The organism is Candidatus Methylomirabilota bacterium (assembly GCA_027293415.1).
Classification (GTDB): domain Bacteria; phylum Methylomirabilota; class Methylomirabilia; order Methylomirabilales; family CSP1-5; genus CSP1-5.
Genome location: JAPUFX010000031.1, coordinates 1 through 11250 on the forward strand (window position 1 = coordinate 1; position 11250 = coordinate 11250).

Here is an 11250-nt window from a genome sequence, read left to right on the forward strand (position 1 = left end):
ATATCGATGATGGACGACACGAGGATGCGCCCAATGTCTCGTTCCCGCCACTCATGGATGCGGAGCGTGCGCGCGGGTGCCCTTGCCATTGTCCTCTGGCCAGTATTCATGGGGCTCGCGTTTGGTGTGGAGTGGCAAGGAGAGGGAACTGTACTCTCCCTACTATGCAGAGCGGAAGATGGTCTTTCTGGACCACGAGGCAATCGAAGGGTGTATGCCTCCGATGAAGATGGCCTTCTTTGTCACCTCGCCTGACTTGATCGAGGACCTCAACACGGGTGATCGCGTGGGGTTTTCGTTTACGATCGACGGGCCAATGATCGTGATCAACAAGATCACAAAGGAAGAGGACTAGCGCAACCAAGGGTACTGGGGAGGCAACACCAGACCGGATAGCATCATGAAGAAACGCAGCTTGAGACAAAAGCGTGTTCTCGGGGCCCTTGTGTTCGTTGCGGCCTCCGGCCTTCTCGTGATTGCCCTTTCCGTTGCCATTGCCCCCAACATTGAGAACACACATGCCGTGAAGGGCAGGCAACGCAACATGCTTTTGGAAGGGCGCGACGCATGGCGGCTCCCGGACTTCACCTTCATCGAGCGGAGTGGCAAGCTGGTCACGCTGGCCAACCTCCGGGGAAAAGTCTGGATTGCCGACCTCATCTGGACACGGTGTTCAGATGCCTGCCCGCTGATGAGCGCGGTGATGGCGAGGCTTCAGACCGAATTCGCCGACGAACCCGAGCTCCGCCTGGTTTCATTCAGCGTCGACCCCCAATTCGACACCCCGGCCGTCCTCGCCTCCTATGCCGCCAAATTCGGTGCAGATCGCGATCGGTGGTTATTCCTCACGGGAGAGAAGAAGGCCATATACCATGTGATTCAAAAGGGATTCAAGTTGCTCGTGTTCGACCCCGACGATGCAAAAGCCTCCGACGATCCGGAACCGCGAGGCAGGCCGGTCCCGGAGGGATGGCTTGGTCCCGCAGTGGCCTGGGCGCATGGTATTGGCGAGCACCGGAAAAAACCGGTGATTCACAGTGATCGATTCGTCCTGGTGGATCGGGCTGGGCGGATTCGAGGCTACTACCGCAGCGCCGACTCCAAGGACCTGATACGCCTGAAGCAGGATACGTGGAAGCTCCTGCGGACCGGGGGCACCTGATATGGACATGTGGGCTACGGTCCCCGACCGGAAGGGGCCGCCGAGGTTACCAGCACCGCGGCTTGACACAATTTGACCAGTGGAGGATACTTTAACACCTTGCCCAGCCATTTTCAGCAGTTGCGGACGGTCCATCCGGAGGAAAGCATTGGTCAAGCTTTAGCAGAAAGAGATCTTAGGAGATGATCAGCGATGAAAACCGTCAGGCATATTTTGCAAGATAAAGGACATAACATATGGCACACAACACCCGATGCGCTGGTGTATGATGTCTTGAAAATCATGGCGGAAAAGGAAGTGGGATCGTTACTGGTCCTTGAGGAGGGGAAATTGGTTGGCATTATCTCGGAAAGGGATTACGCCCGGAAGGTCATTCTCAAAGGGAAATCCTCCCTGGACACCCCCGTCAGGGAGATTATGACCCCAAAGGTGATTTCTGTACGCCCAGAAAATACCATCGAAGAATGCATGGCGCTGATGACGGACAAACATATCCGACACCTTCCCGTAGTCGTCGATGAGAAGGTGGTTGGCGTCGTCTCCATCGGCGACGTGGTCAAGGCTGAACTCGCCGAAAAGGACTTTTTGATAAAGCAGCTCAAAAACTACATTACGGGAGATAGATAGCGGTCACGCCAAGGATTTTATTCACTTTGTTTAAGGGAATGCCCTCAAGCTACGGTCTACATCAGCTCTTGACTCTCATGGGGACCTCTGGCAAGAGCTTCATGACGTCAACGTATCCAAGCAATTTGGACCACTCGGCTCCCTCACGGCAAAACTCCCTCCGGTCACAGTACCATGCCCTCCGTCCCCGTTCCTATTCAGGCACCCTTAACCGCTAGGGAAAGCTTGACATTCGCAGATGATGGCACGCGATCTTAGCCTGGGGGAAGTGTTGTGGTAGAATCAGGCCCGGAACGACTGTACGACTAGGCGGAGAATCGTTCGAGGGAGAATTGCATGAAAGTCGGGGTCCCCAAAGAGATCGTAGTCGGTGAGAATCGGGTGGCCCTGGTCCCTGATGCTGTTGGCCTGCTGCGAAAGGCGGGACCGCAGATCCTGTTCGAATCCGGAGCCGGAGAAAGTGCATTTTTTCCGGATCGTGCCTACGAGGCTGCCGGGGCTACGATCGTGTCCGATCCCGTCGCTCTGTTCACGGAGGCGGACGTAGTCCTCAAGGTGCAGACGCCCGCGCTCAATCCTGTCCTGGGCAAGCATGAGGTTGAGCTGATGCGGGAAGGCACCGTACTCATCAGCTTTTTGCAGCCCCTTAGCCACCCAGACCTAGTCAACCGCTTGGTAGAGCGGAAGATCACGAGCTTCAGCATGGACCTCATCCCTCGCATCGCCCGGGCCCAAAAGATGGATGCGCTCTCTTCGCAGAGCACAGTTGCGGGCTACAAGGCCGTGCTCGCTGCTGCAAGCTCGCTAGGCAAATTCTTTCCGATGCTGGTGACGGCGGCGGGAACCATTCCCCCGGCCAAGGTTCTGGTCCTGGGAGTTGGCGTGGCCGGGCTCCAGGCCATCGCAACGGCTCGGCGTCTTGGGGCAATGGTCCAGGCCTACGACATTCGGCCGGCCGTTAAGGAACAGGTGGAAAGTCTCGGCGGCACCTTCATTGAACTCGATCTAGGGGGGGGGAAGACGGAGGACGTGAGCGGATACGCGGAAGAGCTGACGGCGGAATCACACGAGCGAGAGAAGGTGTTGCTTCGCCGCCATGTCCCGAAGGCGGATATCGTCATCACCACGGCATTGATCCCAGGGAAACGGGCTCCCGTGCTGATCACCGCCGAGATGGTCCAGGATATGAAGGCCGGCTCGGTGATCGTGGACCTCGCTGCAGAGGCGGGTGGGAATTGCGAGCTGACCGAGCCCGACCGTGTTGTAACAAGGTACGGCGTCACCATCCACGGGCCGCTCAACATCCCGAGTGCCATGCCAGTGCATGCGAGCCAGATGTATTCAAAGAACATCTCAAGCTTCCTGCTTCAAATCGTACGCAACGGGAAACTTGAGTTTGATTTCAATGACCCGATCACCAACGATACATGCATCACGCATGAGGGAAGGGTGAGACAGCAATGAGCGAAGGCCTGGTTATTCTCTTGGTCATCTTCGTGCTCGCGATGTTCGTGGGCTTCGAGGTCATCACCAAGATTCCAAGCACGTTGCACACTCCACTGATGTCAGGATCGAACGCCATCTCGGGCATCACGATCATCGGTGCGATGATCGTGGCAGGGATGGGAGCCACGACACTCGCGACAATCCTCGGGGTAACTGCGGTGGTGTTCGCAATGATCAACGTGGTCGGCGGCTACGTCGTGACCGACCGGATGCTCCGGATGTTCAAGAAGAGGCCGGAGGCTGAGCGATCATGACCGGTTTCATCGAGCTCGCCTATCTTGTTGCCGCCTCCCTTTTCATCATCGGCCTCAAGCGTCTCGCTACGCCGGCCACGGCGCGGCAGGGGAATTTGCTCTCCGCGGTGGGCATGCTCATCGCGATTGTTGCCACCCTTTTTGACCAGCAGATTTTGAGCTTTCAGTGGATCGTCGTCGGAAGCGTGATCGGGGCGGCGCTAGGCCTTTGGATGGCCCGCACGGTTAAGATGACTGCCATGCCGCAGATGGTCGGGATCTTGAACGGCCTTGGCGGTGGGGCCTCGCAGCTTGTTGCCGCGGCCGTGTGGCATCGGCTCATGCAACCCGGAGCTACCCTTCCTCTGGACACCGCGGTCAGCATCTATGCGAGTACGTTCATCGGAGGGGTAACACTTTCTGGAAGCATTGTGGCCGCCGGGAAACTCCAAGAGATCATCCCCGGCCGACCGGTGCTCTTCCGATTCCAGCACCTGCTCAATCTGATCCTGCTCCTGGCCGGGGCATCGATGGGCGCCTATCTGCTGATCTCGCCCGGCCACCCGGGCGTGTTCATCACGATGAACGTCATGGCTCTGATCGTCGGCGTGCTTGTCGTCATCCCGATTGGGGGAGCGGACATGCCGGTCATCATCTGCCTTCTGAACTCCTATTCAGGGTTGGCGGCTGCAACGACCGGGTTTGTGATTTCGAACCACGGCCTGATTATTAGCGGTGCCCTGGTGGGCGCATCGGGGATTATCCTGACCCAGATCATGTGCCGGGCGATGAACCGGTCATTCACCAATGTCTTGTTCGGCGGGTTCGGTGCGGTGAGTGAGGTAGCCCTAGCCGGTGGCACGGTAGGGCCCAGCGGAAAGTCCGCCCAAGAGATCTCCGCAGAGGATGTTTCCATCCTGCTTGCCTATGCCCGTTCGGTCATCATTGCGCCGGGCTATGGAATGGCCGTTGCCCAGGCTCAGCACCAGGTGCGGGAATTGGACGAGCTACTGGAAAAGCGAGGCGTAGAGGTCAAATACGCCATTCACCCCGTGGCCGGGCGCATGCCGGGTCATATGAACGTGCTGTTGGCAGAGGCGAACGTGCCGTACCCGAAGCTTCTTGATATGGAGCAGATCAACAGCGAGTTTGAAAGGACGGACGTGGTCTTAGTCGTCGGTGCGAATGATGTGGTGAACCCGGCTGCCCGGAACAACCCGAACAGCCCCATCTACGGCATGCCAATCCTGGACGTCGACAATGCCCGACACATCATTTTCCTCAAGCGCAGCATGAATCCGGGCTTTGCCGGAATCGACAACGAGCTCTTTTACAACGAGAAGACTTTCATGCTCTTTGGGGATGCCCGAGACTCTCTAACCAAGCTGGTGAATGAGGTGAAAACCGCTTGATTCGACTCCTCCTCTTTGCTGTTTCGAATCCCTGCCTGAAACACGCCTTCCCCTCTGAAATGCCAAGCAATCAACGTGGCGGAGGAAAAAACCCAGGAAGGTTCGCTCAAGTTCCGCTTGCTCTGCCAGAACCAGCGGGGAGACCTGGTCTTGGAAGGCTGGGCGCACCTCTCTTCTATCGCAGAAGGGACGGCGGAAAAGATCGGATGGAGGGTCGAAGGGATCCAGGTGCGGGTGGCGCAGGCTGTTTCGGAGCAGGCCAGCGTATCAGATAGGGGAAGGGTGAGGAAAAAAGCCGTTTAAAATAGTAGCGCCCCAAGTGACCCATCGGTTTCCCAGCTCCCGGTGGCCTTCATCCCCCTCCCGTTCCGAATCCGGTTCTGCTCGCCTTTCGGCTCACAACCCCTTCCCCGGCCCAGGACAGGTTTACGACCTTCGGGTTCCGCTACTTCCTTTGGACCCCTTGGGGCAAACGTACTCTACCTCTCTCCCATTCGCTTGTCAAGAAATTTTATTGTGGGCATCATTCGGCCGACGCCTTGTGAATCTCCAGGATCTTCATATCGAAGTAGAGGGTCCTGCCAGCCAGGGGATGGTTGAAGTCCAGCACAACCGTTTGGTCCCTGATCTCTGCCACCCGGGCCTGAAAAGTCCGGCCGCTGGCATCGCGGCCCTCGAGCTGTGCATCGACTCTGAGCGCGTCTTCTGGAACCTGCTCCTTCTTTACTTCAACAAAGGCCTCTTCGTTGACCCGGCCATAGCCTTCCTCCGGTTTGATCGTAACCTGTTTACTATCACCCATCTTCATTCCTCTAGCGCCTTCTCCAATCCGGGGATAATTTGTTGAGATCCGTGAACATAGGTCAACGGATCAGAACCAACATTCGTATCTATCACCGCCTTGTCTTCCAGCCTGAGGGTATACTCAATGGAGACCTTCGTGCCTGCTGAAACCGTCATCTCCTTTTCTCCCTCCTGTGATTCGGCGTGGACGGACATCGGTGAAATAAACGCACAGAGGATAGCGCCAAAAGCCACCCAGGGCTTGACCCCGTACCGCTTTGCCGGCCGTGTCCCCCCTTCCTCCGTAAGGATTCCGAAGGGGAGTATTCCGACGGATCCCGTGCTCGACATCGCGGTTCCTCCTCGAGAAGGGCTCCCTGAAAAAAAAGAGCCCTCGCAGGCTCGCGAAGCCTTTGGGGGCTGTCAAAGCAATCAAAAGATCCGAGACACCTTCAGCCGGGATCGTTGCCCGTATATCGTGACGTTACAAGCCGTTCCCCCTGATGCCAAGAATAATAAGGGGCTCCGGTCCTGCGCTTGACACCCTTATCCAGTAGAGGAAACTGAGAGCCCTCTCCAGGAGTGTAAAGGATCCGAATATCGGCGAGCTCCCTCGGGGGGTGATCCTGCACGTTGCGAGGCAAGACACCCCCGAAGGCCACCAATTCGTCTTTGAGGGGAGGGAGGAGTAACCTCCCTCGGGGAATGGCGCCCCAGCACTCAGATGCCTTCTCGGGTCGCAGATGGCCCGGGAGGGCGTTTTGCCTTTTCGAAGACACTGATCTCACCACGGGGTCGTCACGAATGTCGGCCGAGACCACCCAATATGTGGCACACTATTCAAAGATGTCATACTATATATTGTTTTTTTCCTTGACATGTCCCAGGCCAAAAGAATATAACACCGGCCATACCACCAACGCGAGACATCATCGCGTCGAACTCGTCGGTACCGGCACTCGCCACCAAAAGAATTGCTCGAACATTGACGGGTGCAACAACGGGAACAGATCATTCAAGGAGAGCCTTGCAGGGGGCGCGACGCATACCATTGAGGCGTTCGAGATCTCCGCCAGCAGGCAAGGAAACACGTTTGGACAAAGTCGTTCCAACAAGAGGAGAGAGGCGAAACGAACCTGCACGGGGAAAGGAGGCGATGGATGGATCAATTGGAGCAGGCCTTGTCAGGTTTGAGGGAACTCATCGACCATTATGGAAAGGAGATCCGGGCCGTCTCCGAGGAAGTGCTCAACGGGGGTCGGGAAACTTCGCCGGAGGAGTTCCAGAGCAAAGTCACCGAGATCCAAGACCGCACCCATCGTGAAGCCTCGGAGAGGTATGATCAGCTTGTGGGGGTCGGTGCAGAGTTGGAGCAGGAGTATCTCAGCAGGATCAACCTGATCAAGGACAGGGTTGGGCGCGCGGCGGTGCTTAGAGAGGTCATCAACACAACGGTGAAGCCAGTAATGGTCAGCCCCTAGTTCTCTGCCACAATCGTTGGTGCATCCTGACGCCCTCTCGGGTCGAGTACGGCTCGGGAGGGCGTTTCCTTTTTCCGAAGAAACAACTGATCATTATGCTGGTGCGAGGCCGCTTCTTGCTGAGGCTCGATACTGTCACAAGAGCCACAGGGTTTCTAAGCTGATCGAGCACCCTAGGACGATCGAGAGAAGACCAGCAGCGAGCCCCACCCCTGCGTGGAACCGTTGAAAGCGTCCCACCGTCAAGAGGAAAGGCAGCCCAATGAAGACGCTGATTACCAGCATCCCCAAGATCGAGCCCAGGCCGAAGGCAAGAATATAAAAGGCTCCTACGAACGGGGATTGAATCTTGCTGAGGACGACGAGCATCAAGGCCGCGCTGCCGGCTACGCCATGAGCCAAGCCGACGAACAGAGGTTTTCGCATACGAGGCCCGTGGTGTTCGTGGGTATGAGCGTTCGTCGCCTCATGGGAATGGAAGTGGATGTGCACTTCGTCACCATGACGGTGGAAATGGGCGTGAGTCCGCTTTTTGTTATATTTCCAGTGAATTTGAACCCCGAGGAGGATGAGGATGATGCCGACCAAAAACTCTGCCGAGAAGGCCACCTACGGGGACGGCGTAATCCCAAAAAAGAGGAAGAAAAGGCCAACAACGAGAAGAGTCGCCGTATGGCCGATGCCCCAGACAATGCCGATGAGCAAGGACCGGATGAGGCTCCGGCTCTCACTGATGATGGTGGAGACGGCCACCACGTGGTCGGCATCGAGAGCGTGCTCCATTCCCAGGAATAGGCCGAACGCCATCAACGCAGACAGACTCATGAAGTCCTAAGGAGCCTCTCCCCGCAATACGCCATTCGGTCAGTGGGATCTGACCCTTTACGCTGCGGAGAAAATTTTCGCGGTTTCGACGAGAGAGCTGGTGTTACCTTTGAACGCGTCCCTCAGTGCCACGAAACGCTCAGCAGCGGCTCGTGGAATAAGATTACGGCAGAACAGAACAATGACCAGCATCTGGCCGCCAGCGTACCCCCCTCCCACACCAAAGACACTTTTCACGTTATAGCCGGAAACAAAGTCTTGCGCCGGAATGATCTTCCTCCCCTGATGATCCGAAGCTTCGGCGGCATTCTCGACGAAGAATAGGCCAGCCGCGCGGTCCATCTTTTTTATGACTTCTGCATCCTGGGTGTCAACCCAGTCCAATGGGACACCCAGCTCCTTGAGTAGACGGGAAATCATCGGAATGGCGTCGACGAAAGCCGAAGAAATCAGAGGTATCCCGACATGCCCTTTGGACTTGCGGCGGTCGTTCCAGTCCGCCTCTTGGCCGTGGGTTCCGATGAGCGAGAGGACCGGCGTAGTGGCCTTCAAATCGGCCGCGGCCCCGGCTGACTCGGCGAGGCTCTGAACAAACGCCTTGTTCGTCCCGGGTAACGTGCCGAAAGGAACCGTAAAATAGACCCGAGCCAAAGCCACCGATTCCTGGAACTGGGTGTGCAGCGCAGTGGCCAGCTCCTGTGCGGCTTCCTCCAGGCACTTCGATTGCTGTGCCCGTGGTTCTACCTTACCCCAGAGTTCTGTAATCGTGGAGGCAGTCGCTTGTTCGATCTTCATGGCGCTCCCTCTCTCCCTTCTCCATTGTCACGCAAGTTCCACACATTCAATTTCCCGCCCGCGGCCCGTGCGGCCTCGTTCAAGGACCCGGTTCGGTACCCCTGCAGGTCGACGGTGACATGGACAAAGCCTGCTGCCCGAAAGCGTCCAACGATCTCGCCGCGCACCTCGGGAGCGAACAGTCGATGCACCTCCTCCGGCGCAACTTCAATGCGGGCGACTGTATCGTGATACCGAACTCGGTAGACGCGGAAACTCAATTCCCGTAGGACGCGCTCGCACTGCGCCACCTGTGTGAGGCGGTCAGGCGTGATCTCGGTCCCGTACGGAAACCGGCTGGACAAACACGCCAGGGCAGGCTTGTCCCAGACCGGCAGATCAATCCGACGGGCCGCCTCGCGGATATCAGCCTTAGTGAATCCGATCTCGTCGAGTGGGGAGCGCACGCCATATTCGCGCGCGGCCTGGCGCCCGGGGCGGTGGTCGCCCCGATCATCGACGTTGAATCCGTCAAGAACGAATGGAATCCCCAACCCGCGGGCCTGTTCAATGGCCATGCTGTACAGTTCGGTCTTGCAGAAGTAGCAGCGGTTTATCGGATTCCCGGCATAGCGGGGATCATCGAGCTCATGCGTCTCGACAAGCAGATGGCGCGCCCCAAGCTGTTCCGCCAAAAGCTGCGCGGCGATTTTTTCATCGGGAGCAAGACTCGGGGAAACCGCTGTGAGTGCCACAGCACCCTCTCCCAGGGTGCCAACCGATTCAGCGAGCAGGAAGCTTGAGTCCACGCCTCCCGAGAAACAGACCATCACCCGCCCCATTTCACGAAGGCGGTTACGCAGCTGTGCGACCTTGGCGTCCAGCTTAGGCACAATGGCCATCCAGTTGGTCGGGGTTGTGTCTGAAATTACCCTATTAGGACCTCAGCGGCATTACAGAGATTGCTTGCGCGGGCTACTTATAATACCCAAACGCCCCCCCTGTCCAGTTTTATTTCCTCAGGGTGTCCAAATTTCTGATGGGCTGTCAATTAAGCGAAAGGCAAGATCAGAAGGGCATTGACGGGAGGATATGCCTCAAATGGTGGGGATCAACTGGGACAGGGTAGCCTTCGCTTGCGTGTTCAGTTCGAGCCATCGGATGCTGTGTCGGTATCTTCCATGCGTCTGTCGCACGCCGACTCCCACGACTTCTGCCAATTCTTTAAAGTCTGCCCCCTCAATCTGCATGAAGACTTCTACCCGAGTGAGGAGGGGCAGGCATTCGGGCAGCCAGAGCTGCGCGCCACCCGAGCTGACGTCCCTTGTTTCACCCCTCAGCACTCGGGAGTCCACGACCGGCCAGGGGCAGCATTCCACCGGCACTCTAAGCGGGACGCGCCGCCCCCGGCGATCACTCCTGAGGTAGCGGGGGGCTTCCGCACCCGAAGTATGCAACAGCCCCTCTTGGATGAGCCGCTCCTGGGAATCCACCAGCACACGGAGGAGGTCTGGGAACAGGTCAAGAGGCACGGCCACCCCCTCCATTCCTGCCACGGCATCCCCCCCCGTACAGGGCGCCGGTAGACCCGCACATCGATATGCAGTGCTCCCCTGACGTCCCGGAGCGAAATGTAAATATCTTCGAGCTTCGTGCGGCTTACCTGGCCCAGTTTCTTCTTCACAGTTTGCCTGCCATGGTCGAATGTCCTTCTGTCCTGCTCACACAGTCCCGTCAGTAGGGGCCATATCCTTCTTGAATTTCTTCGAAGCCTCTTTCACGAGGTGTTCTGGTTTGTCTAAATCGGCGAGCAGGGATTCCTTCTGATCTGGATCTGGGTCTGGCTCTCGATCTGACTCCGTCTCGATCCTCGAGGGTCTCCCTTGGGTAACTGACCCGATGTAACCGCTGATCACCTGCCGCGTCTCCTCTGGGACGTCGAGAAACTCCAACCCACTGTGGTAGATCACCTCTCGCTCCCCATCCGGTTGCACCTCTGTCCGATCAGCGACGGAGCGAGCCACCCGACACCGCAACCTCACTCGCTTCCCCTGTAGCTCGAGTTCCACAAAGGAAGGGGTACCCGGGCGGAGGGCATGGACATGCTCGATCAGCACCCCTCCAAGACTGATGTTGAGGAGTGAGCCCTCACAAATGGCTGCGACTCGTCCTCCGGACTTGCCTTCCACGAAAACTCGGGGGTATTCCCGTTTGTCTCGCTGTTCTTTTCCCATCCCGACCCCTCGGGGGCTGTCCCTCTGATTGCGCAGCAAGGGACATGCCAGAAGCCTGCACGCCCGCTCCTAGCCCGGATTATTCACATAGAAGTAAATAATCTGCCCTCCGGGCTTCGACTCCGCCCCGGGTTTGCGGGGCGTCGCTCAGGGCTAGCCTTGAGGCCCGCCGCAGCGGCGGGATCGAAACCTGCCGGTGCGGCCGAGCCCGCA

Annotated in this window: 16 protein-coding genes; 9 read left to right on the top strand and 7 right to left on the bottom strand. The window is 57.6% G+C overall.

The features are described 5' to 3' along the window. Window positions 1–124 precede the first annotated feature (124 nt). The 7 genes from O6929_02125 (at window position 125) to O6929_02155 (ending at window position 5243) form a co-directional block, all read left to right on the top strand. Window positions 125–355, top strand: coding sequence for a copper-binding protein (locus O6929_02125; protein MCZ6479194.1), 231 nt, complete (start codon window positions 125–127; stop codon window positions 353–355). A 45-nt stretch (window positions 356–400) separates the two neighbouring features. Then, the gene (locus O6929_02130; GenBank protein ID MCZ6479195.1) at window positions 401–1162 is read left to right on the top strand and encodes an SCO family protein; all 762 of its coding nucleotides are present in this window, start codon (window positions 401–403) and stop codon (window positions 1160–1162) included. A 192-nt stretch (window positions 1163–1354) separates the two neighbouring features. Next, the gene (locus tag O6929_02135) at window positions 1355–1789 is read left to right on the top strand and encodes a CBS domain-containing protein (GenBank protein MCZ6479196.1); all 435 of its coding nucleotides are present in this window, start codon (window positions 1355–1357) and stop codon (window positions 1787–1789) included. 336 nt (window positions 1790–2125) lie between these two features. Next, window positions 2126–3253 (top strand): Re/Si-specific NAD(P)(+) transhydrogenase subunit alpha, encoded by a 1128-nt coding sequence (locus O6929_02140; protein ID MCZ6479197.1) that lies wholly within the window; start codon window positions 2126–2128, stop codon window positions 3251–3253. Further along, complete coding sequence (locus tag O6929_02145; protein MCZ6479198.1) at window positions 3250–3549, top strand: NAD(P) transhydrogenase subunit alpha; 300 nt, start codon at window positions 3250–3252, stop codon at window positions 3547–3549. Before O6929_02140 ends, O6929_02145 begins: the two co-directional genes overlap by 4 nt. Further along, window positions 3546–4940: an NAD(P)(+) transhydrogenase (Re/Si-specific) subunit beta gene (locus O6929_02150; GenBank protein MCZ6479199.1), complete on the top strand. Its 1395-nt coding sequence runs from the start codon at window positions 3546–3548 to the stop codon at window positions 4938–4940. Before O6929_02145 ends, O6929_02150 begins: the two co-directional genes overlap by 4 nt. A 75-nt stretch (window positions 4941–5015) precedes the next feature. Next, the gene (locus O6929_02155; GenBank protein MCZ6479200.1) at window positions 5016–5243 is read left to right on the top strand and encodes a hypothetical protein; all 228 of its coding nucleotides are present in this window, start codon (window positions 5016–5018) and stop codon (window positions 5241–5243) included. 220 nt (window positions 5244–5463) lie between these two features. On the opposite strand, the gene O6929_02160 is transcribed toward O6929_02155, so the two are convergent. Both O6929_02160 and O6929_02165 read right to left on the bottom strand, forming a co-directional pair. After that, entirely contained in the window at window positions 5464–5742 is a 279-nt protein-coding gene (locus O6929_02160; protein MCZ6479201.1) for a hypothetical protein, read from the bottom strand. Between the two features lie 2 nt (window positions 5743–5744). Beyond that, window positions 5745–6074, bottom strand: a complete 330-nt coding sequence (locus O6929_02165; GenBank protein ID MCZ6479202.1) for an FKBP-type peptidyl-prolyl cis-trans isomerase — start codon at window positions 6072–6074, stop codon at window positions 5745–5747. An 809-nt stretch (window positions 6075–6883) separates the two neighbouring features. On the opposite strand from O6929_02165, the gene O6929_02170 reads away from it, so the two are divergent. Next, the gene (locus O6929_02170; protein MCZ6479203.1) at window positions 6884–7204 is read left to right on the top strand and encodes a hypothetical protein; all 321 of its coding nucleotides are present in this window, start codon (window positions 6884–6886) and stop codon (window positions 7202–7204) included. Window positions 7205–7339: 135 nt separating this feature from the next. On the opposite strand, the gene O6929_02175 is transcribed toward O6929_02170, so the two are convergent. Beyond that, on the bottom strand, window positions 7340–7792 hold the full coding sequence (locus O6929_02175) for a sulfite exporter TauE/SafE family protein (GenBank protein MCZ6479204.1): 453 nt from the start codon (window positions 7790–7792) through the stop codon (window positions 7340–7342). Here O6929_02175 and O6929_02180 point away from each other — a divergent pair. Beyond that, window positions 7673–7999, top strand: a complete 327-nt coding sequence (locus O6929_02180; GenBank protein MCZ6479205.1) for a hypothetical protein — start codon at window positions 7673–7675, stop codon at window positions 7997–7999. The genes O6929_02175 and O6929_02180 overlap by 120 nt on opposite strands. A gap of 87 nt (window positions 8000–8086) precedes the next feature. On the opposite strand, the gene O6929_02185 is transcribed toward O6929_02180, so the two are convergent. From O6929_02185 to O6929_02200, 4 genes are all read right to left on the bottom strand, one after another. Next, a complete protein-coding gene (locus tag O6929_02185) occupies window positions 8087–8824 on the bottom strand; it encodes a hypothetical protein (GenBank protein MCZ6479206.1) in 738 nt (245 codons plus the stop codon). Next, on the bottom strand, window positions 8821–9696 hold the full coding sequence (larE, locus tag O6929_02190) for an ATP-dependent sacrificial sulfur transferase LarE (GenBank protein ID MCZ6479207.1): 876 nt from the start codon (window positions 9694–9696) through the stop codon (window positions 8821–8823). Before larE ends, O6929_02185 begins: the two co-directional genes overlap by 4 nt. Before the next feature lie 204 nt (window positions 9697–9900). After that, window positions 9901–10350, bottom strand: coding sequence for a PilZ domain-containing protein (locus O6929_02195; GenBank protein ID MCZ6479208.1), 450 nt, complete (start codon window positions 10348–10350; stop codon window positions 9901–9903). A gap of 174 nt (window positions 10351–10524) precedes the next feature. Then, a complete protein-coding gene (locus O6929_02200; GenBank protein ID MCZ6479209.1) occupies window positions 10525–11037 on the bottom strand; it encodes a PilZ domain-containing protein in 513 nt (170 codons plus the stop codon). Window positions 11038–11250 lie beyond the last annotated feature (213 nt).